The 20346-nt window shown below is 65.5% G+C and carries 23 protein-coding genes and 1 other RNA gene; 6 read left to right on the plus strand and 18 right to left on the minus strand.

What is annotated here, in order from left to right:
• Nucleotides 1–82: 82 nt before the first annotated feature.
• The 4 genes from SPR01S_RS11810 to SPR01S_RS22120 are packed head-to-tail and all read right to left on the minus strand — an operon-like array spanning nucleotide 83 to nucleotide 3882.
• On the minus strand, nucleotides 83–1030 hold the full coding sequence (locus SPR01S_RS11810; protein ID WP_066589853.1) for an acetyl-CoA carboxylase carboxyltransferase subunit alpha: 948 nt from the start codon (nucleotides 1028–1030) through the stop codon (nucleotides 83–85).
• A gap of 11 nt (nucleotides 1031–1041) precedes the next feature.
• Nucleotides 1042–1953, minus strand: coding sequence for a tyrosine-type recombinase/integrase (locus tag SPR01S_RS11815; protein ID WP_066589855.1), 912 nt, complete (start codon nucleotides 1951–1953; stop codon nucleotides 1042–1044).
• A complete protein-coding gene (locus tag SPR01S_RS11820) occupies nucleotides 1953–3779 on the minus strand; it encodes a hypothetical protein (RefSeq protein WP_066589856.1) in 1827 nt (608 codons plus the stop codon). The genes SPR01S_RS11815 and SPR01S_RS11820 overlap by 1 nt, the downstream gene beginning before the upstream one ends.
• Nucleotides 3760–3882 (minus strand): hypothetical protein, encoded by a 123-nt coding sequence (locus tag SPR01S_RS22120; protein ID WP_281178784.1) that lies wholly within the window; start codon nucleotides 3880–3882, stop codon nucleotides 3760–3762. Before SPR01S_RS22120 ends, SPR01S_RS11820 begins: the two co-directional genes overlap by 20 nt.
• Before the next feature lie 115 nt (nucleotides 3883–3997).
• Between SPR01S_RS22120 and SPR01S_RS11825 the strand changes: the two genes are divergently transcribed.
• The 4 genes from SPR01S_RS11825 to SPR01S_RS11840 are packed head-to-tail and all read left to right on the plus strand — an operon-like array spanning nucleotide 3998 to nucleotide 6867.
• Nucleotides 3998–4537: a shikimate kinase gene (locus tag SPR01S_RS11825; RefSeq protein ID WP_066589857.1), complete on the plus strand. Its 540-nt coding sequence runs from the start codon at nucleotides 3998–4000 to the stop codon at nucleotides 4535–4537.
• The gene (gene aroB, locus SPR01S_RS11830; RefSeq protein ID WP_066589858.1) at nucleotides 4534–5631 is read left to right on the plus strand and encodes a 3-dehydroquinate synthase; all 1098 of its coding nucleotides are present in this window, start codon (nucleotides 4534–4536) and stop codon (nucleotides 5629–5631) included. The genes SPR01S_RS11825 and aroB overlap by 4 nt, the downstream gene beginning before the upstream one ends.
• Nucleotides 5628–6059, plus strand: coding sequence for a hypothetical protein (locus tag SPR01S_RS11835; RefSeq protein ID WP_066589859.1), 432 nt, complete (start codon nucleotides 5628–5630; stop codon nucleotides 6057–6059). The genes aroB and SPR01S_RS11835 overlap by 4 nt, the downstream gene beginning before the upstream one ends.
• A gap of 40 nt (nucleotides 6060–6099) precedes the next feature.
• Nucleotides 6100–6867, plus strand: coding sequence for an energy transducer TonB (locus SPR01S_RS11840; protein ID WP_066589861.1), 768 nt, complete (start codon nucleotides 6100–6102; stop codon nucleotides 6865–6867).
• 6 nt (nucleotides 6868–6873) lie between these two features.
• Here SPR01S_RS11840 and SPR01S_RS11845 read toward each other — a convergent pair whose 3' ends face one another.
• The 5 genes from SPR01S_RS11845 to radA all read right to left on the minus strand — a co-directional run bounded on the left by SPR01S_RS11845 (nucleotide 6874) and on the right by radA (nucleotide 11577).
• Complete coding sequence (locus tag SPR01S_RS11845) at nucleotides 6874–7212, minus strand: DUF423 domain-containing protein (protein ID WP_066589863.1); 339 nt, start codon at nucleotides 7210–7212, stop codon at nucleotides 6874–6876.
• Complete coding sequence (locus SPR01S_RS11850; protein WP_084251135.1) at nucleotides 7209–9044, minus strand: cation:proton antiporter domain-containing protein; 1836 nt, start codon at nucleotides 9042–9044, stop codon at nucleotides 7209–7211. The genes SPR01S_RS11845 and SPR01S_RS11850 overlap by 4 nt, the downstream gene beginning before the upstream one ends.
• Nucleotides 9044–9484 (minus strand): iron-sulfur cluster assembly scaffold protein, encoded by a 441-nt coding sequence (locus SPR01S_RS11855; RefSeq protein WP_066589923.1) that lies wholly within the window; start codon nucleotides 9482–9484, stop codon nucleotides 9044–9046. Before SPR01S_RS11855 ends, SPR01S_RS11850 begins: the two co-directional genes overlap by 1 nt.
• Before the next feature lie 66 nt (nucleotides 9485–9550).
• The gene (locus SPR01S_RS11860) at nucleotides 9551–10192 is read right to left on the minus strand and encodes a CvpA family protein (protein ID WP_084251136.1); all 642 of its coding nucleotides are present in this window, start codon (nucleotides 10190–10192) and stop codon (nucleotides 9551–9553) included.
• Between the two features lie 14 nt (nucleotides 10193–10206).
• Nucleotides 10207–11577 carry a DNA repair protein RadA gene (gene radA, locus SPR01S_RS11865; protein WP_066589865.1) on the minus strand — a complete coding sequence of 457 codons (1371 nt, stop codon included), beginning with the start codon at nucleotides 11575–11577 and terminating at the stop codon, nucleotides 10207–10209.
• A gap of 132 nt (nucleotides 11578–11709) precedes the next feature.
• On the opposite strand from radA, the gene SPR01S_RS21250 reads away from it, so the two are divergent.
• Nucleotides 11710–12099, plus strand: coding sequence for an endonuclease domain-containing protein (locus SPR01S_RS21250; protein ID WP_369405272.1), 390 nt, complete (start codon nucleotides 11710–11712; stop codon nucleotides 12097–12099).
• Here SPR01S_RS21250 and SPR01S_RS11870 read toward each other — a convergent pair.
• Nucleotides 12096–12806 carry a glutathione S-transferase N-terminal domain-containing protein gene (locus SPR01S_RS11870; RefSeq protein WP_066589869.1) on the minus strand — a complete coding sequence of 237 codons (711 nt, stop codon included), beginning with the start codon at nucleotides 12804–12806 and terminating at the stop codon, nucleotides 12096–12098. The two genes, SPR01S_RS21250 and SPR01S_RS11870, sit on opposite strands and share 4 nt — an antisense overlap.
• Before the next feature lie 69 nt (nucleotides 12807–12875).
• Here SPR01S_RS11870 and SPR01S_RS11875 point away from each other — a divergent pair, with 69 nt between their 5' ends.
• Nucleotides 12876–14030 (plus strand): glycosyltransferase family 4 protein, encoded by a 1155-nt coding sequence (locus SPR01S_RS11875; protein WP_066589871.1) that lies wholly within the window; start codon nucleotides 12876–12878, stop codon nucleotides 14028–14030.
• On the opposite strand, the gene SPR01S_RS11880 is transcribed toward SPR01S_RS11875, so the two are convergent.
• The 8 genes from SPR01S_RS11880 to SPR01S_RS11910 all read right to left on the minus strand — a co-directional run bounded on the left by SPR01S_RS11880 (nucleotide 13994) and on the right by SPR01S_RS11910 (nucleotide 20337).
• Entirely contained in the window at nucleotides 13994–14374 is a 381-nt protein-coding gene (locus SPR01S_RS11880) for a (2Fe-2S) ferredoxin domain-containing protein (RefSeq protein ID WP_245661975.1), read from the minus strand. The genes SPR01S_RS11875 and SPR01S_RS11880 overlap by 37 nt on opposite strands.
• Nucleotides 14356–14895: a J domain-containing protein gene (locus SPR01S_RS11885; protein ID WP_066589873.1), complete on the minus strand. Its 540-nt coding sequence runs from the start codon at nucleotides 14893–14895 to the stop codon at nucleotides 14356–14358. The genes SPR01S_RS11880 and SPR01S_RS11885 overlap by 19 nt, the downstream gene beginning before the upstream one ends.
• A 40-nt stretch (nucleotides 14896–14935) precedes the next feature.
• On the minus strand, nucleotides 14936–16903 hold the full coding sequence (locus tag SPR01S_RS11890) for an energy transducer TonB (protein ID WP_157082194.1): 1968 nt from the start codon (nucleotides 16901–16903) through the stop codon (nucleotides 14936–14938).
• Between the two features lie 51 nt (nucleotides 16904–16954).
• Nucleotides 16955–17320, minus strand: an RNA gene (rnpB, locus tag SPR01S_RS11895) — RNase P RNA component class A.
• Between the two features lie 34 nt (nucleotides 17321–17354).
• A complete protein-coding gene (locus tag SPR01S_RS21580; protein ID WP_157082196.1) occupies nucleotides 17355–17642 on the minus strand; it encodes a hypothetical protein in 288 nt (95 codons plus the stop codon).
• A 78-nt stretch (nucleotides 17643–17720) separates the two neighbouring features.
• On the minus strand, nucleotides 17721–18410 hold the full coding sequence (locus SPR01S_RS11900) for an N-acetylmuramoyl-L-alanine amidase (protein WP_066589877.1): 690 nt from the start codon (nucleotides 18408–18410) through the stop codon (nucleotides 17721–17723).
• 56 nt (nucleotides 18411–18466) lie between these two features.
• Nucleotides 18467–19285: a CheR family methyltransferase gene (locus SPR01S_RS11905; RefSeq protein WP_066589879.1), complete on the minus strand. Its 819-nt coding sequence runs from the start codon at nucleotides 19283–19285 to the stop codon at nucleotides 18467–18469.
• Nucleotides 19279–20337, minus strand: coding sequence for a chemotaxis protein CheB (locus tag SPR01S_RS11910; RefSeq protein ID WP_066589880.1), 1059 nt, complete (start codon nucleotides 20335–20337; stop codon nucleotides 19279–19281). The genes SPR01S_RS11905 and SPR01S_RS11910 overlap by 7 nt, the downstream gene beginning before the upstream one ends.
• Nucleotides 20338–20346 lie beyond the last annotated feature (9 nt).

A 20346-nucleotide genomic window follows, 5' to 3' on the forward strand; every position in this document is an offset into this window, starting at 1 on the left:
TCGAGTGGAGCGAAAAGCGCCTACCCTCACCCTTCCGCCGCGCAACGCGCGGCTCCCTCCCTCTCCCAATGGGAGAGGGATTTTAAAGCCGGCCCATCGCCAGGAATTTGTCGCGACGGTCCCGGCGCAGATCATCGGGGCCGAGATTGTGCAGCCCGCTCAGCGCGTCGGCCATCGCGTCGCCCAGTGCCGCAATTGCCGCGTCGGGGTCGCGATGCGCACCGCCCAGCGGTTCGGACACGATAGTGTCGATCACACCCAGCCCCTTCAGATCCTGCGCGGTGACTTTCATCGCCTCGGCGGCGTCGGGCGCCTTGTCGGCGGTGCGCCACAGGATCGAGGCGCAGCCTTCGGGCGAGATCACCGAATAGACGGCGTGTTCGAACATCAGCACGCGATTGCCCGCCGCCAGCGCGATCGCACCGCCCGATCCGCCCTCGCCGACCACTGCTGCGATCATCGGTACGCCGAGCTTCAGGCACGCCTCGGTCGAGCGCGCAATGGCTTCAGCCTGGCCGCGCTCCTCGGCCTGGACGCCGGGAAACGCGCCCGATGTGTCGACCAGGGTCAGCACCGGGAGGCCGAACCGGTCGGCGAGTTCCATCAGGCGGATCGCCTTGCGATAGCCTTCGGGCTTGCCCATGCCGAAATTGTGCTTGAGCCGGCTGGCGGTATCGTTGCCCTTTTCGTGGCCGATCACCATCACCTTCTGCCCGCGAAACGTCGCGAAACCGCCCAGGATCGCCTGATCGTCGGCAAAGGCGCGGTCGCCGGCCAGCGGCATGAAATCCTCGAACAACCCGGCGACATAGTCCCCGAAATGCGGTCGATCCGGATGGCGTGCGACTTGCGTCTTCTGCCACGGCGTCAGCCTGGCATAGGTCGCCCTGAGCAAAGCGTCCGACTTGGTCTGCAGCCGCTTGACCTCGGAATCGATGTCGATCGCGCCATCCGAAGCGGTGTCGCGAAGTTCATCGATCCGACCCTGCAACTCAGCGATCGGCTTCTCGAATTCAAGGAAGGTTGCCATGGCCGGGCGGGTTAGGCCCGCCTCGGGGCAACGTCAACGAGCGGGTGACGCGTGTTGACCAACTCGATCAGCCGTTTGCTGTCGACATGCGTGTAGATTTCGGTCGTCGCGATATCGGCATGCCCCAGCATCGCCTGGAGCGCGCGCAGGTCCGCGCCCCCTTCCAGCAAATGGGTGGCAAAGGCGTGGCGCAGCACGTGCGGGCTGATGCGGTCGGGCGGGATGCCAGCATCGGCCGCCAGCGCCTTGATCAACTGGTAGAGGCGGATGCGCGACAAATGCCCCTTACCCGAGGGAAACAGCCATGGCCGGTCGCTCGAAACATGCGCGCGCCATGCCGCCACGGCGGCACGGGCTCGGTCGGAGACCGGCGCCAACCGCTCGCGTCCGCCTTTGCCTTTCAAGATGATATAAGGGCGATCGGGCTGGATGGCGTTGCGCGGCAGCGAGACGAGTTCGGTCGCGCGCAGTCCCGATCCGTACAGCAATTCGATCAGGGCCGAGAGACGCAGGTCGTTGGGATCGGGCGGAACGCGCGCTTGTCGCTCGGCGATCGCCGCGAACAGGCGATCGATATCCTGATGGCTGAGTACCTTGGGCAAAGGCCGCCGTGCGCCGGGCCGCGGCAAGGCGCCGCCTGGATCGTCGGCGCGATGCCCTTCATCGGACAGGAACGCGAAGAAGCGGCGCAGCGCCGCCGCCTTGCGCGCGACCGTCGCATGCGAAAGATCGCGCCAGCCGTTCCCAAGTCGTTCGACGTCCTTCACGCCGGCAGAGGCCAACCGCCCTTTCAGCGCCTCAGAGGCAAGTCGCAAGTCGCTGGCATAAGCGGCAACGGTGTTCTTCGCGGCGCCGGCCTCCGCGACCAGCATTTCGAGGAACCGCTCGATCAGCGCATGATCGTGAAGGTCGGTCGCGGCCATCAGGCCCGCGTCACGGCCTCGGCGGCGACCATCCGCGCGGTGCTGCCCAGCCCTACGATCCGCAATGCGTTGACGATGTGGAACACTGCCGCCGGCGACACACCGCGCCAGTCCTGCGTCTGCAAACCGACCGCGCTCAGCACCAGCACTTCACCGGGATGGCGCTGCGCCGCGGCGCGATCGATCGCACGAGTCCAGCTATTGCCGCCTTGCACGTCCGCTCCATAGCTTTGCGCCACTGCCGGATCGAGCCTGGCGAGCCCGGCAAGCGCGGCCGCGAACATCCGCTGTTTGGCCGCATCGCCCGAAAAGGCCCCGACTTCGCCCGAACCATAACGCGCATTGCTGTCGGGATCGGACACCAGGATCAGCGCCCACCCCAGGCTGCCCCGCGCCACCGTATTGCGCCACCGCGCCGCCGATCGATCGAGCCCGGCGCTGAGCATCGAGGCGACCAGTTGGTCGCTGCCATCGGTCTTGTCCGCGACCGGAATGCGCTTGGCGGCACGCGCCGTCAGCACCAGCCGGCCATAGCCGGTGAGGCCGTTGCTATTCTGGCCCCACAGCCCCCGCAGCGCACCGAGCCGCGCATCGCGCGATTCGCCCGCATAAGCGGTGCGCAGGTCGCTCGCGACGCCGTTGGCCGGATTGCCCTGATCGTCGCCCGCATCGATCAGGCCGTAGAGATCGACCAATGCGAGGTTGGAGAGAACGCCCTGCGCCGCCGCCTGGTCAGCGAATTGCGATCGCTCCACCGGCGTTTCCTGGGGCGCGAGCACTTGCCAATAGCGCATCTGAGGTCCGGTGCCCTCGAACAGCGTATCGGGAATCTTCTCGCCGGCGGCCATCGCCAGGCCGTAACGCCACGTATTGATGTTAGTGACGCCGTCCCATTCGATCACCACGTCGCCCTTGTTCGACCCGCGCCCCGCGATCTTCTGCGCGAGCGCCAGGTCGACGCCGGCGGCGACGCGCTTGGCCTGATTCATCAACGGCGTCGCTTGGCTGGGCGCCGACGATAAAGCAGCGCACATTGCGCGCGCCAATATCCAGGCCGGCTCGCTCGATACCTTGACCGCGTCGTTGGCCAACGGACACATCGCGCCGACATCACCGGTCGCCAGCGCCGCCTGCATAGCGACCTGATAGAGTTTCGGCGTGTAATCCTGCGGGTCGACCGATTGCACCATCGCGCGCGCGCCGACCGATTCGCCCATACGCAGCAGCAACCAGGCGCGCTCGGCGGCGAAATCCGCACCGTTGACGTTGCGGGGCGTGCTGATCGGCTGCAGCAACAAACGGCGCAGCGCGATCGACACCCAGCGCGAGGCGATCGGTGCGCGCGTGTCGCGCATCAGCCGCTCTATGTAGCGGCCATCGGCATTCCCGAACGCCGCGGGATTCATCATCCGCTCGGCGGTCGGCAAAATGCCGATCATCGCCAGATTGCGGCGCGACGATTCGGGCAAGGTGTAATGTACCTGTCCCGATGTCGCCGCGGGTGTCGGAGCCGCGATCGGCAGCCCGGTCAACGGATCGGTCGCGGCCGGCGCGGGTAGCGGCAACGCGGGAGCGGCCGGGCTGGCCGTCGGCGCGACGCTGATAGCGGGAGACGTCGTCGGCGCGGGAGCCGGCGCCGGAGCCGATGTCGGCGCCGGGGTCTGGGCACGCGGCGACGGACGCGGCGCGGGAGCAGGCGCGACCGGCTGGTCGAACCCTGGCGGCAGGATCGATTCGGGCTTTTTCTGCGCGAGCGCCGCGCCGCCTGCGGCGAGCAGCGCTATCGCCAGCGCCGACGCGCCAGCGCTAGCCTTGGAGATTCGCAAGCGAGACAGCCTTTTCCACCCGGGTCTGCTGCGACTCATGCGCCCGGTTCGACAGGAAGAACATGCCCCCCACCAACACCACCAGCACGACGATCAGCACCACCAACATTCGCGACATGCGACAATAACCTTTACACTCTTTCGGCGTTCAAACCGACACGCCGCCCGGCTCGGCGCTTGTGCCCGAGCGTGCGGTGCGCTGTATAGCCCCCAAGCCCATGTTGCAAAGCGCTCCTCCCTTTCTTTCCTGGACCGGCAAGCCGATCGTGCTCGTCGGGTTGATGGGCGTCGGCAAGTCGACCGTCGGCCGCCGCCTCGCCGCGCGGCTGCATTTGCCCTTCGTCGATGCCGATACCGAGATCGAGGAAGCCGCCGGCATGACCGTCAGCGAAATCTTCGAGAAATTCGGTGAAGCGTATTTCCGCGACGGCGAACGGCGCGTCATCGCGCGCCTGGTCGACGGGAAGCCCAAGGTGATCGCCACCGGCGGCGGCGCGTTCATCAACGACGAAACGCGGGCGCTGATCCTCGATCAATCGATCGCGATCTGGCTCGATGCGCCGACCAGGATCCTGGCCGAACGCGTGGGCCGCCGCGACACGCGCCCCTTGCTGCGCAACCGCAACCCGCGCGAGGTGCTCGACGAACTCGCCGCGGTTCGAAATCCGATCTATGCCCAGGCTCCGATTCGCATCGCCAGCGACCAGGCGCCGCACGAATCGGCCGTCAACGCCATCCTGAAAGCCATCGGCCTGTGACCATCGTTCCCGTTTCGCTCGGTTCGCGCAGCTACGATATCGTGATCGAGCGCGGACTGCTCGACCGCGCCGCCGAGCATTTGAAGCCGCTGTCGCGCGGCAGGTCGATGGCCATCGTCAGCGACGCCAATGTCGCGCCGCATCTTGCGACTCTGCAGGCCGCGCTCGCTGCTGCCGGCATCGCAAGTGAAGCCATCGTACTGCCGCCCGGCGAAGGCACCAAGAGCTGGGCTCAGCTCGAAGCCCTGACCGACCGGCTGCTCGCGCACGGCGTCGAGCGCGGTGACTATGTCATCGCGCTGGGCGGCGGCGTGATCGGCGATCTGGTCGGATTCGCGAGCTCGATCGTCAAACGCGGGTGCGGCTTCGTCCAGATACCGACGACCCTGCTTGCCCAGGTCGACAGTTCGGTCGGCGGCAAGACGGCGATCAATACGCGCGCCGGCAAGAATCTGATCGGCGCCTTCCACCAGCCGGGGCTGGTGCTGATCGATCCCGACGTGCTCGACACCTTGCCCGCCCGCGAGACGCGCGCCGGTTACGCCGAAGTCGTCAAATACGGCCTGATCGACGATTTTGCCTTCTTCGAATGGTGCGAGGCGAATGGCGACAAGCTGCTCGCCGGTGATCCCGAAGCGCGCGAACATGCCATCGCGCATTCGGTCGGTGCCAAGGCGCGGATCGTCGCCGAGGACGAGCGCGAGACGACGGGCAAGCGCGCCTTGCTCAATCTTGGCCATACGTTCGGACATGCGCTGGAAGCGGAGACGGGGTTTTCGGACCGCCTGCTCCATGGCGAAGGCGTCGCGGCGGGCATGGCGCTGGCTTTCGCCTATTCGGCGCGGCGCGGCCTGTGTCCCGGCCAGGACGCCGAGCGCGTCGCGGTACATCTGCGCGCAGTCGGCCTGCCGGACGGGATCAAAGCCGCGGGAATTGACGCGAGCGGCGCGACGTTGGTCGACCATATGCGGCACGACAAGAAGATGGACGCGGGCACCCTGCCCTTTCTCCTCGCGCACGGCATCGGCCGGACCTATCTCGACCATTCGGTCGACCTTGCCGATGTCGAGGCCTTCCTCGACGCCGAGCGGTGACCAGAAAGCACCTCGTTCGCGTCGCGCTGCTGACGCTGGGGTGTGTGGTCTATCTGCCGGCGATGGTCTTGATGACCATCCAGGTGTCGGGGGCCGTCGAGCTCCAGGCGCTGTTCGACTGGCTGACTGGGCGGTGCACCGGCGGTTGTGATGGCTGGAACGTACTGGCGACGGCGGTCCAGATCCTGCCGATCATCGTCACCGGGCCCGCGCTACTGTGGATCGGGATTATCTGGGTACGTCGCGGCCGGCGCTCCGACCGCGAGGCTCAGGCGATCGCCGGCGAGTTCGCGACGGCGCCTGATCGCGTGTCGCCGCATGCGATTGAGGAGGATGAGGATCGCTATCTGTACCGCGATCGCCAGGGGCGGCTCCGCCCGGTTTATGCCCCCCCTGCTCCATCACCAAAGCTCGATACAGGACGCTGATTTCCGGATATCGCCGCGGTCATGACTTAAGGAGGGTTCGATGCTTTTGACGAGCTTGCTCGCACCTGCCGGCACCGACGCCGGGTTGGCGCCATCAGGGAAATGGACAGTCGATTATCGCGCCGACAAGTGCGTCGCATCGCGCCCATTCGGTGCCGAACCCGCCACCTATATAGCGCTCCAGCCGTACGTATCGCTGGATGTCATAGGCGCAAAGCTGATCCTCGTGGCACCGAATATCGAAGGAAGTGGTGTCAGGAACGGAACAGCTAAAATCTCGCTGCAACCTGCTAACACCGAAAAGACGCTCGGATATGTCAGCCGCGACTCCCAACTTGATGGGGCTCGAAGTTACGAAATGTCGTTGGACGCAGACACGATGGCCCAGATCGGGCAGGCGACAAGCTTGGCGATCACTGCCGGAAAGGAAGCGGTAACACTGGAGACGGGAAAGCTTCAACCGGTGATCGACGCTGCGGAGAAGTGCAACGATGACCTTATGCGAAGCTGGGGCGTCGATCCGGCTGCGAGGGCGACGCCGTTAGGCAACCCTGGCCAGTGGTTCACTGATGATGACTATCCCCCGGCAGCAGCCAGACGACATGTGCAAGGAAACGCTACGATCGTCCTTACTGTCGACCCCAACGGTGAGGTAAAAGGATGCCGCATCGTGGCCACCACGGGCGACCCGGACCTCGACAAGGGAACTTGTGACATGGCGCGGGCCCATGCCCGTTATGTTCGCAAAGATGGGGCAGATCGTTTTTCGGTTCTCGCAGTGCATTGGTCGCTATCGGATCAGCGATAGACCGTATCACGCGCTGCTTTTCGCCACGCTCCACGCCAGCCACAGCCATCCCCCGATCAGCGCCAAGCCGCCAATCGGCGTGATCGCGCCGAACCAGCGCGGCGCGCCGAGTGCCATCAGATAAAGCGTGCCGGCGAACACCAAGCCGCCGATCACGAACAACGCGGCAGGTCCCTTGGCTTCCATCTTCAGCGCCACCAACGCCGCGACCGCGTGGATCAGCTGATATTGTCCACCGGTCTTGAGCCACTCCGCCGCTTGCCCACTCGCGCCATGCGCGCCGAACGCGCCCGCGCCGACCGCCAGCGCACCCGACAAAGCGGCCAGGATCGCGATCCAGTTCATGGTTCCTGCCCTCTTCCCAATTCCTCCGCGCCCACCGGTTCGGATGCGGCGTCGGCATCGGCCGCGATCTCGCGCCGGGTCGCGGCGAAAATCTCCTCGCGCTCGTCGCTGGTGATGATGCGGTCGCGCGCCGCGCGCAAATCGCCGGTTTCATATTGGAGCTTCAGCCGCTCCTTGTCGCGCGCGCGGTACATGTCCTCGGCGCGGTCGGCTTCGGCCGGATCGATGTCGATCGCGTTCATCGCCATCCGTCCCATCTTGATTGCCGATTCCATCACTTCGCGCACGACACCGGAGATCGGCGAGCCCTTGAGCTTGATCAGCGCACGTCGGTCGTAGGTGCGCGCGAATATGGCGGCCTTGGGAAATGCCTCGTGCACACCCTCGATCAGGTCGGCGTCGAGCTGGTCGCCATCGATACAGAACAGGATCAGTTCCGCCTCATGCGCGCCGGCCTGGCGCAAGAGATCGAGCCGCGTGCCGTCGCCATAATAGACTTTGGCGCCGAATTCGGCGGCGACGTCGATCATCTCGATATCCGTATCGATCAGCGTCACCGGCACGCCGGCGGCGATCAGCATCTGCGACACTGTCTGGCCAAATCGCCCATAGCCGACCACCAATGCATTGGCGCCGTCGGCGCGCGGCCCTTCGCGGTCACCGGTGACCTCGGGCGCCTCGCGGATACGCGCCGTCGCCATCATCAGGAAAGGCGTCGTCGCCATCGACAGAGTGACCACAGCGCTGAAGACGCTGACGGCGGCGGGCTCGATCAGGAAAGCGCGTTGCGCCTGCGCGAACAGCACGAACCCGAACTCGCCCCCCTGGCTGAGCAACAGGCCGAGCGCCAGCGCGCCGCGCCAGTTCATCCGGAACGCCATCCCGATGGCGAAGATGATCGCCGCCTTGGTCGCGATCAGGGCCAGCGCCATGCCAATCACGAAGAACGGACGATCGGCGATCACGTGGAGATCTAACAACATGCCGACCGCCAGGAAAAACAGTCCCAGTAGGATCGAGCGGAACGGCTCGACATCGGCTTCCAGCTCATGGCGGTACGGCGAATCGGCCAGCATCACGCCGGCGACGAACGCGCCCAGGGCGGTCGACAAATGCAGATATTCCATCACCGCCGCCGATGCGGTGACCGTGAACAGGGCGGCGAACACGAACATCTCTCGCTCGCCGAGATTGCCGATCACGCGGAACAATGGCCGCAGCAGGTACCGGCCCGCCAGCACCAGCCCGGTAATCGCCAGCACGGTATAGATGAACAGCAGATAGCCTGGCGGCCCCTGCTGATCCGCAGGATTGCGCGACAGGATCGTGACGAGCGTGATCAAGGGAACGATCGACAAATCCTGAAACAGCAGCACTGCGAAGGCGCGTTCGCCGAACGGCGTGCGCAAGCGCCCGGCAGATTGCAGCATCGGCAACACCTGCGCGGTCGAGGACAGCGCCAGGGGCATGCCGACGACCAGGGCGGCCTGCCAAGAGAAACCGACTATGCCATGAACGATCAACGCGATCGCCAGGCCGCACGTCAGCACCTGGATCAGCCCGATCGCGAAGATGTCCTGCTTCATCTTCCACAGGCGTGACAAATTGAGTTCGAGCCCGACGATGAACAGCAGGAGCGTGATGCCGAGCTCCGCGACGCTGATCTTTCCTTGCGCGTCGCCGATCAGGTTGAACGCCTGCGGCCCGATCAGCGCGCCGGCGACGAGGAAGCCCAGGGTCGCGCCCAGGCCGAGACGGCGGAACAACAGGACGAACACCATCCCGACGCCGAGCATGACGACGCCGTCGCGGAGCATCGATGCGCCGTGCATCAGGCGTCGTTTCCGGTGGTCGACATCGCCGCGATCGCCGCCGCTTCCGCCGCGGCTTCGAACGCCAGGCGAATCGAGGGATGGCGCGCGGTGACGGTCAGCGCGGGGATGAAGATGTCGAGATCGGGCCAGCTCGGCGCGGAGCCTTCTCCCGCCAGCCAAGCCGTAAGCTCGTCGCGCGCCGTCGCGAGTTCGGCGGGGGTCTTCCCGAGGATGTTAGCGGCGAGCAGCGAGGACGATGCCTGGCCCAGCGCGCAGGCACGCACCAGCATCCCGACTTCGCTGACGCGACCATCGGCCAGATTGACGTCGACGGTCACGCGGCTGCCGCAAATCGGCGAGCGCTTCTCGCTCGTTCCCATCGGCTCGGCGAGCCGCTGATGATGCGGGATCGACGCTGCGAGCCGCAGAATTTCAGTGTTGTAGAGCGGCGCGTTCATCCTGACGGCCATGTAGGCGAGCGTAACGAAAAGCGCGACCCCTTCGGCCGAATTTGGGAGCGGACCCTAATGCGCAGAGCGTGAACGATGCGGCCCAACCTTGCTGGCCTTCTTGGGAGCCGGAGCATCGCTCGCATTACCGGCATCCGCAGCATCGTTGGCATTGGTAGCGGCGTCGCTGGCATTGTCGCTGCCAAACATCGCCTGTCCCTTGCGGCGCTTGGCGACGAAATCCGCGACGAACGCACTGGTCGCGTTCAGCAACGGATAGGTTCGCGACTTGGTCAGCCACGTGGGGCGCTGCTTCGGCCCGCCATCGATCGTATCGTAGACCAATACCAGCAACAGGAAGGCGAGGCTGGCGAGAATCAGGCCCTTGAGCGCACCGAACCCGAACCCCATCGCGCGGTCGAGCGGGCCCAGGATCGATTGCTTTGTACGCCTGCCCATCGCCCGCGCCAGCATCCGTCCGCCGAAATAGGCGATCCCGGCGATCAGCGCGAAGGCGAGTATAGCCGCCCCCGAACTCGTCCCGACGATCCCGGTCAGCGCCGTGGTCAGGGGCGTGTGCAGCGCCTTCAGCGCGAACACCACCAGCACCCAGGCAAGCAGCGACAGCACCTCGGTCACGAAACCGCGCCACCAGCCGAGCGCCGCGGCCGCGCCAACGCCCAGAAGGACGGCGATATCTAATCCGGTCAGCCCCATACCCGGCCCGACAGCTAGCCCCGACCCAACATATGGTCAACGAGTTGACCGAGCGTGCGGAAACCGCTGATCTTGATTTCATTCTCGCTTTTGGTCGAAGCAGGCCCCAGCGCGCGGTCGAAGCCCAGCTTGGCGGCCTCCTTCATCCTGAGCGGCGCGTGCGCCACGGGGCGGACTTCGCCCGACAGCGCGATCTCGCCAAACGCAACCGCATCCGAAGGCACCGGCCGCTCGCTCAGTGCCGAGATCAGCGCCGCCGCGACGGCAAGGTCGGCTGCCGGATCCTGCACGCGATAGCCGCCGGCGATGTTGAGATAGACTTCGCAAGTCGAAAAGCTGAGCCCACACCGCGCCTCGAGCACCGCCAGGATCATCGCCAGCCGGCCCGAATCCCAGCCCACCACCGCGCGCCGCGGCGTTGCGCCCGACGCCAGCCGCACGACCAGCGCCTGGATCTCGACCAATACCGGCCGCGTGCCCTCCAATGCCGGAAAAACTGTCGCGCCGGTCATTCCCTCTTCGCGGTGGGTCAGGAACAAGGCCGACGGATTGGCGACCTCATTCAGGCCGGAGGTCTCCATCGAGAACACGCCGATCTCGTCCGTGCCGCCGAAACGGTTCTTGATCGCGCGGAGGATGCGATATTGGTGGCTGCGCTCGCCTTCGAAGCTGAGCACGGTGTCGACCATATGTTCGAGCACGCGCGGCCCGGCGATCGACCCGTCCTTGGTGACATGGCCGACCAGTACCACCGCGCTGCCCCGTTCCTTGGCGAAACGGATCAATTCCTGCGCCGACGCGCGCACCTGACTGACGGTGCCCGGTGCGCCCTCGATCAGGTCCGAATGCATCGTCTGGATCGAATCGATCACCAGCAATGCCGGCCGCTGTCCCTGCCCCAAGGTCGTCAGGATATCGCGCGTCGAGGTCGCGGCGCCGAGTTCGACCGGGGCATCGCCGAGCCCGAGGCGTCGTGCGCGTAGCCGCACCTGATCCGCGGCCTCTTCGCCCGAGACATAGACGACGCGCTCACCACGCCGCGCCAGGCACGCCGCCGCCTGAAGCAGCAACGTCGACTTGCCGATCCCCGGATCGCCACCGATCAAGGTCGCCGACCCTTCGACGAACCCTCCTCCCAGCGCGCGATCGAGTTCGGCGATCCCCGTCGCCAGGCGATCGGGCAATTTCACTTCGGCATCCAGCCCGATCAGCGCGATCGCCCGCCCGCCCGATTGCAGGTTATGCTTGGCCTGGAACGGCGTGACGTTGCCGCCCACCTCCTCGACCAAGGTGTTCCATTCGCTGCAATCGACGCACTGCCCCTGCCATCGGGTCGCAACCGATCCGCATGCCTGACAGACGTAACGCTTCTGGGGTTTGGCCATGGCCGGGATGTATCCGAATTGGAACGATTAGGGAACATCGATATTCCCCTCCCTGCAAGGGAGGGGTTAGGGGTGGGTATGCGAGCGCAGCTCGCATCGGGAGCGATCGGAATGCGACGAGTCAAGAAAGTGATGACCGATCGGGCGAGATCACTCCGCAAGAATGCAACGCCGGCGGAGCGAGCGTTATGGCGACTCATCTCACGCTACCGTCCAGCTTTCACTCGGCAGCTTTCGATCGATGACCTCTACATCGTCGATCTCGCCAACCGAGAGGCGAAGCTGGCCGTCGAGATCGACGGCAGTCAGCATCACGATCAAGCGACGTACGATACCGAGCGAACCGCCTATCTCGAAGCACAAGGCTGGCGGGTGATTAGGCTGTGGAATAGCGACGTGCTCCGCAATCCTGATGGAGCCGCTACGTTCGTACTCAACCAGACCGCCGAGTGCCTCGGCGGCACCCACCCCCAACCCCTCCCTTCCAGGGAGGGGAGAATGAGAAGCCCGCGCTACCGTTAACTTGCCGGCCTCGCCGGGATCGTCAGTCCTTTCGCGACCGCTGGCCTCGCCAGTCCCCGCTCCAGCCACGCCGCAACATTCCTGAACGTATCGAACTCGACGAGGTCGCGCGCTTCGTAGAAGCCGATCAGGTTCCGCACCCAGCCCAGCGTCGCGATGTCAGCGATTGTATATTCGTCGCCCATGATCCAGGTGCGGCCATCCAGCCGCCCGTCGAGCACACCGAGCAGCCGCTTGCTTTCCGCGACGTAGCGGTCGCGCGGGCGCTTGTCCTCATAGTCCTTGCCGGCGAATTTGTTGAAGAAGCCCAGCTGGCCGAACATCGGGCCCAGGCCGCCCATCTGCCACATCAGCCAGGCGATCGTCTCCCATCGAGCCGCCGGGTCGGCGGAAATGAACTTACCGGTCTTGTCGGCAAGATAGAGCAGAATGGCGCCGGTTTCGAACAGCCCCATCGGCTTGCCGCCGGGACCGTCGGGATCGATGATCGCGGGAATCTTGCCGTTCGGATTGAGGCTTTCGAACTCCGGCGACTTCTGGTCGTCTTTGGCGAAATCGACCAGGTGCGCCTCGTACGGCACGCCCAATTCCTCCAGCATGATCGTCACCTTCACCCCATTCGGCGTCGGCAGGCCATAATATTGGAGGACGTTCGGATCGGCCGCCGGCCATTTCCTGGTGATCGGGAAGGACGACAAATCGGCCACGTGGCATCTCCTCGAGTTGCGATTGGCGAGTAGATAGGCAAGCCGCCCGCGCGCCGCTATGGGCGGAGGATGCAACCAGGCGATCTTCGTATCGCGCTGTTCAGCGGTAACTACAATTACACGCGGGACGGCGCCAATCAGGCGCTCAATCTGCTGGTCGGGCATTTGCTCGATCGCGGGGTGAAGGTGCGCATCTATTCGCCGACCGTCGACGAGCCGGCCTTTCCTCCGACCGGAGACTTGGTGAGCGTGCCGGCGATCCCGATGCCGGCCGGCCGCGCGGAGTACAAATTGGCCCGCGGCTTGCCCAAAAAGGTGCGTGCCGACCTGGAGGCGTTTGCCCCCAATCTGGTCCATGTCTCCGCGCCCGAGATCCTCGGCCATCGCGCGCTGACCTGGGCGCGACGGAACAACCTCGCCTCGGTCGCCTCCTTCCACACCCGGTTCGAAACCTATCCGCGTTATTATCGCATCGGGTTCGTCGAGCCGTTGCTGACCAGCATGCTGACCCGCTTCTACAATCGCGTCGACGAAGTGGTCGTGCCTTCTCCCTCGGTCGCCGAGCTGATCAAGTCGTGGGGCGTGACGGTCCCCGTCAGCATCTGGTCGCGCGGCGTCAATCACGAGCGCTTCAATCCGGGCCGGCGCGACCTCGCCTGGCGCCGCTCGCTGGGCATCGCCGATGACGAGGTGGCGGTCGGCTTTCTCGGCCGGCTGGTGCTAGAAAAGGGCCTCGATATATTTGCCGACGTGGTCAACGAGCTGACCCGGCGCGGCATCCGCCACAAGGTGCTGGTGGTGGGCGACGGCCCCGCGCGAGACTGGTTCGCCGATCGTGTGCCCGACGCCGTGTTCGCGGGATTTCAGAGCGGCGACGATCTTGGCCGCGCGGTGGCCGGGATGGATGTGTTCTTCAACCCTTCCGTCACCGAGACGTTCGGCAACGTCACGTCGGAAGCGATGGCGGCGGGTGTCGCCGTGGTCGCCGCTCGCGCGACCGGCGCGGTCGACCTGGTCGAAGAAGGCGTCAACGGCTTCCTGGTCCCGCCGCGCGACGTCAATGCCTATGCCGACGCGATCCAACGGCTGATCGAGGACGATTCGCTGCGCGCATCGGCGGGCGCGTCGGGTCACGCCAAGGCGCAGGCCTATGTCTGGGCCCCGGTCAATGAAGTGATGCTGCAGACTTATCTCGACGTGATGGCGCGGCGCGCCGGCGCCTGACCTCCCGGATCAAGTCCGAGGTCGCGGCCGATCGCCTCGACGTCCGCGCCGGCGGGCACCAGCCGCCAGGTGCCGGGCCGGCTGGTATCGACCAACGTCACAGCGCCTTTTGGACAGACGCCCAGGCATTTGACCTCGATCAGCCCGACCGGCGACTTGCGCCCCTTCTTGAGGCCGAAACGCTTGCGCAGCGCCTTGCCCAAGCTGGTCCTGCCCTTGCGCCCGAACCCGCCGTCGAGCTTCTTCGAACATTTCGAGCAGACCAGGATCGCGCCGGACCAACGGCTCTCCAGCCCCCGACCCAACGCGCCCAATTCTTGGTCGACTAGCTTGTCGGTCGCCACGCCCTGTTTTCCTCGGCGACGCGGAGAACGTCATAGGCAGCCTGGATCGCCTGAAAGCGTTTCGCGGCTTCCTCGTCTCCCTGGCGCACGTCGGGATGCCATTCCTTGGCCAGCTTGCGCCACGCCGCCCGGACGGCATCAAAATCGGCGTCCGAATCGAGTTCGAGCACGTCGAGCGCGCGCATCTCGTCGCGTGAACGGCTGCCGTCGCCCGATCCGCCCCAGCCATAATGTCGCGATTCGGCATAGCCATTCGCCGTGCGCGTCTCGGCCGCCTCGCGCTCGGCGGCTTCTTCCGCGCTCAGGCCCTCAAAATAATTCCAGCCGCGATTATACTCGGCGGCATGATCCTGACAGAAATACCAGCGTTCGGGGCTGTTGGGTGATTTCGGCGCAGGGCAATTGCCGGGTTGGTCGCATCCATGGCGATCGCACATCCGCACCCGAGTCGCCTCGCGAGTCGAGCCATAGCTGCCCCAGCGGGGGAAGCCCCAATTGTCGGATCGGGTCGGACGCGCCATGTGCGCGACATAGGCATTGGGCGTGCGAGCGCAAGCGCGGTCAGTTACGCATCGTGAACCTGACGCGTTCAGTGACGCCGCCGCACCCTATCCCGCCGTCGGGCCGGAAGGCTTTTTCGTAACGGGCGGTCTTGAGTGTGTCATCACCCGCCTTGGTGAAAATGAATGGGGGGTAGGAGATGACTGCCCGCTGGTTGATCGTCCGGCCATCGGCACCGACATCGAATTGCACCGACACCCAGCCCTCGAATCCCCACATCTTGGCTTCGTCCGGAAAGGTCCCGCCGACGCCGAGCCGGCGGGGCGACGAATCGATCAGCGAGCATTGATCCGCAGTGGTGCCGGTCTGCGCAAATGCTGCCTTGGCGGCGGCGAGATCGCCGCGCTGGGTGAGGATCGACGCCTTGCGGATGAGCGCGCCGACCTTGAACCCATCCTCCGCGGGCAGCGCCGTATCGGTGGCGACCTGATCGAGCAACGCCAGGCTACGCTCCCTGTCGAACCCGCGCGATACGTCGGACATCATCAGGCGTAGCACCGCGCGAGCTTCCGGATCGTCGGCATAGGGTCCGCTCGTGGCGGCCGCTTCAAGACCGCGGAAATAGCGCCGACCACCCCAACTATCGGAATTCTTGCTCTGCCACCCTTTCAAATCGGCGCCCAGCCGCGCCATCGCCGGCGCCTTGTTGGCCGTCAGAATCGCGGCCTCGCGCTGCGCCAACCCTGCGGCCTCCTCGATTTGCAGCACCGAATTGCGCGACAACGCGTGCAGGACCGGCACCAAAGCGAGAGCGTCGGCACCTTTGGCCTTTTCGAGATCGACCAATTCCTTGCGTTCCTCGGCCAGCAAGGCGGCATCGGCACCGTCACGCTTCAACGGCGTATCGATCCCGCGTTCATCGAGCCATTTCGACAGCCTCTTGTCGAGATAATCGAGCAGCGACGGTTTAGGGAATTCGGTCGAACAGCGCAGTTCAACGCGTGCGCGATAGCGGAAGAAGGCAGGAAGCGCCTTGACCTGCTCCGGCGTCCAAGACCAGTTGCGGACCGCCCGGGCAAAGGGCAGTGCGACCTTGCCCCCGCGTGACGAATAAACGGGCGCTGCATAGCTGACCGCGCCATCGTCGGCGATCGAGAATTCGACCACCGCGGTGTCGTCGGGCCGCAGATCCGCATCGCCTCCGCAATCGGGAGGCGTCATCTGCACCGCGGGGTCGAACGACCCGGATTGAACGCGCCCCGCACCGGTATAGGCCATATATTTGCGGGCATCGTCACGGTCGCCCAGCATCATCGCTGCGATCGCGTAATTCGATCGCGCGGCGACATCGTTCAAGTCGGTTCTGCTGGTCAGTCCGCCGAGCAGTTTGACCGCCTCTCCGGCAGCAGTCCGCGCGCCCGCGAAATCGCCGCGATTGAGGAGCAACTGGCTTTCCACGCGCTTGAGCGCCGCCCGCGAGACGTTGTCGACCGACTTGTCCGCGAGCCAGGGCTGGACGCGAGCGAGCTCGGCGACCGCCGCGTCGGAGTCGAAAAACGTCTCCGTTTCGACTATCCCGCGCAGCGCACCGAGATGCTCGATCGGCGTAATCGCCAGTGCTTCGGCGCGGCGGTAATTGTCGGCTGCGGTCGCATAGTCCAGCGACGCTTCGGCCACCTTGGCGAGCACATTATAGCCCTGAATACGATCGTCGCGCAGCGCCGGCTCGGTTGTCGGCAGAACCTCGAGTGCAGCGCGCGTCGCTATCACCGATTCGTCGCGGCGATCGAGCCGATAGAGCGCCAGCCCCTTGCGCAACCGGACGATGGCCAGGCTGCGCGGCTTGTTCGCTACGCGCGGTTCCAGCTTTTCCCAGGCGGCCAACGCTTCGACATACTTGCCGCTATCCTGCAGCACCGTGGCGGCGTCGAATGCTTGTTGAATGGTGGGCGGCGGCGGGGTGGTATCCGCCAGCGCGAGCATCGGAACCATCGCAAGCACAGCCGCGCCGAGAAGCAATCCCCGCATATTTCCCCCTGCTTTTGGCGCAGGTTAGCCGACATTCGACATCAGGAAAAGAGCGCCAGAGGGTCTGTAAGCCGGGTTCTGTCCACCGCTTGCGCGGATGGGCGACCATTCCTCTAGGACGACGCTTGCGCGCCGCCTCAAGCAACCAACCCGGGCGACGGGTGGGAACACACCCATATGCCGCCCCTATTCGGTCTTGCTCCCGGTGGGGTTTGCCATGCCGCCGCTGTTACCAGAAGCGCGGTGCGCTCTTGCCGCACCCTTTCACCCTTACCTCCCGGCGAACCGGGTTGGCGGTCTGCTCTCTGTGGCACTTTCCCTGGGGTTACCCCCGGCGGGCGTTACCCGCCACCGTTGTTCCGCGGAGCCCGGACTTTCCTCGCGTGCTTGCGCACCCGCGGCCGCCCGACCCTCTGGCCGGCGATGACCTAAAGCAAGCGGAGCAAACTGCCTACCCCTTGCGCAGTTTTTCACGCGCTTTGCGCCTGCGCACCTCTCCTGCGCTCTCGGTGTCGCGATACTCGGGAGGAAGCGTGTATTTGATCCGCTCGTCATAAGCGCGGTCGGCGTCGAGCATGGCGGCGCGGTAGATCAACCACCACCGCCACCCGACAAAACCGATACAGATCGCACTGGCTCCGACTGCCAGACTCCAACCGAGAGCCCGCCATTGTCCGGAAACATCTCGACCAAAACACCACATCAGGAAGATCGGCGCTGCGCCGACCATCGGCGACACCGGCCGGATATTCTTCGCAAGATCGTGATCTACCCACCGTTGCAGAGCGACGGACGCTCGTCGCCGCCGGCGCACCGCCTATTCATCCCCCTGAGGCTTGGGCAGCAACAGCGCCAGCAACAGACAGCGGCATTCACCGTCGATTTCGCCGTCGATCAATTCGGGCCGGAAACGGCGCTGAAACGCCACAACTGCGGCGAGCTTGTCGGTGACTTCATAGCCGAAGCGTTCGAGCGCCAGAAGGAACCCCGCATCGCTCCACAATGGGTCCATCAGATTCTTCGTCGGGCGCGGCAGGGCGAGACGCAAGCGCGCCAACTGACCCCAGGGGAACAATTCGCCCGGATCCTGCTTGCGGGTCGGCGCGATGTCAGAATGGCCGACGACATTGCCGCGCGTGATGTCATGGCGATCCTTGATCTCGCCGAGCAGCGGGATCAGCGCTTCGATCTGCGCGGGCGCGAACTCGCGATAGCCGAACTCATGTCCTGGATTGACCAGTTCGATCCCGATCGAGGCCGAATTGACGTCGGTGATCCCGCGCCAATGCGATTTGCCGGCATGCCAGGCGCGCTTGTCCTCGGCCACCAGGCGATGGATCGTCCCGTCCTCGTCAATCAGATAATGCGCCGACACCTCGGCTGCCGGATCGGTCAGGCGCCCCAGCGCCGCCGCGGCGCTTTCCATGCCGGTATAATGCAGCACGATCATCGAGACCGGCAGCTGCCGCTCGTTGAAATTGGGCGACGGGGTATCGACGATGTTCACGCGCGCTGGATTGCGGCGAAGCGCGGCGAAAGTAAACCGTCCCGCCGCTTTCGGAATCAGGCAGCCGCGGCGGCGGCCCAGTTCGGCTCGTAGAGGCCGCGATAGCGTTGGCTGGGGCGGAAGGCATCGGTCTGGCCGATCACCGTCTCTCCGGCGCCGAGCACCAACACACCATCGGGCCGAAGCACTTGCGCAAGCCGCCCGAGAACCGCGCGACGCATTTCGAGCGAGAAATATAACAGCACGTTGCGGCACAGGATGACGTCGAAGCGGCCGATCGGCAGCGAGTCGGCGACCAGGTTCATCCGGCGGAACGAAACCATCCGCGTCAGCCCAGGATTGGCGATCCAGTCGCCATCGACCGAATCGAACCATTGCATCATCCGTCGGATCGGCAAGCCCCGCTGGATTTCGAACTGAGTGTACCGCCCGGCGCGCGCCTTGTTCAGCGCCGATTCGGAGACATCGGTGGCGAGGATCTCGGGCATTTGGCGGTCGAGTTTTTCGGCGAACAGCATCGCCAGGCTGAGCGGCTCCTGCCCGTTCGAGCAGCCCGCCGACCAGATCCGCGGACGCCGCGTATCGGGAATCGCCGCGACCGCCTGTTCGACGATGTCGAATACCGCGGCGTCGCGGAAGAACGAGCTCTCCTGGTTGAGCAATTCGTCGACTACCCGGTCGGCGAGCGGTCCGCCACGATCGGCGCGGATCGCCTCGGCCAGCTTCTCCAGCGTGTGATGGCCGGTATCGCGCATCACCGGCTTCAGCGCGGTTTCGATGCGCCAGTTGCGGTTGGCTCCCATTTGTTGCCCGGTGCGCGCCTCGAGCAGGGCGATGAATTCCGCGACCGCGCCAGCGGGGCGCGGGGTCAGCATGAAGGCCGCCGACGGCGCGCGATCAATTGGCCGATCTCGTCCGGCGGCAGGATCGCATCCGCGATTCCGCCGGAAACCACGGCGCCCGGCATACCCCAGACCACCGACGACGCGCGGTCCTGCACGACGACGCTACCGCCCGCGGCGGCCAGATGCCCCGCCCCGATCGCGCCGTCGCGGCCCATCCCGCTCAGCATCACGCCAAGCGCTCGCGCGCCATAGACCTCGGCCACCGATTGCAGCATCGGGTCGACCGACGGCAGGCAACCGCTGGCCGATGCCATGGTCGAAAGACGTATCACCACGCCATCACCCATCGCGACGCAGCGCATGTGCGCGCGACCCGGAGCGATCAGGATGCGGCCCGGCCGCACGCGCGCGCGGTCCTCCGCCACTTCGCAGGGACGATTGGCCAGCACCGCGACCTGCGCGGCGAAATAGGGCATGAATGATTCGGGCAGATGCTGGGTGATCAGGATCGGCAAGCGAAACTCGGCAGGGATCGCCCGGAGCAATTGGCTGAGCGCGTGGATGCCACCGGTCGAGGCGCCGATCGCCACGATATCATAGTCGTTTCCCGGCGCGATGGCCGCCGCCGGAGTCCGCGGCGCGACGACCTCATCAGCCTCCACCAGTCGAACGAGGCGTTCGTTGAGTTGATCGCCGAAGCGCCCGGCAAAGGCCCCGACCTCGGGTTTGACCAGCGTATCCGCCGCGCCCAACGCCAAGGCCTGGACCGTCGATGCGGCACCATCGGCGCATGCCGACGACACGACCAGCACGCGGGCGCCCTGCCCGGCCGCGATCAGATCCGGCAAAGCCGTCAGGCCGTCGACGCCCGGCATCTCGATGTCGAGCAGGATGACGTCGACGCGATGCCGCGCCAGAAACGCCAGCGCCGCCTTGGCGTCCTGCACTGCGCCGGCCACCAGGAAGCGGCCGCCGCTGTCGATCGCGCGCGCGATCACGGCGCGCGCAACGACCGAATCGTCGACGATCAGGACCGAGGGCGGCGCCTCGAAATGGGGAATGTCGGGAGCCTTGCTCGCCATCACGGCACC

Origin of the sequence: Sphingomonas pruni NBRC 15498 (assembly GCF_001598455.1) — a bacterium.
In the GTDB taxonomy this organism is placed as follows: domain Bacteria; phylum Pseudomonadota; class Alphaproteobacteria; order Sphingomonadales; family Sphingomonadaceae; genus Sphingomonas; species Sphingomonas pruni.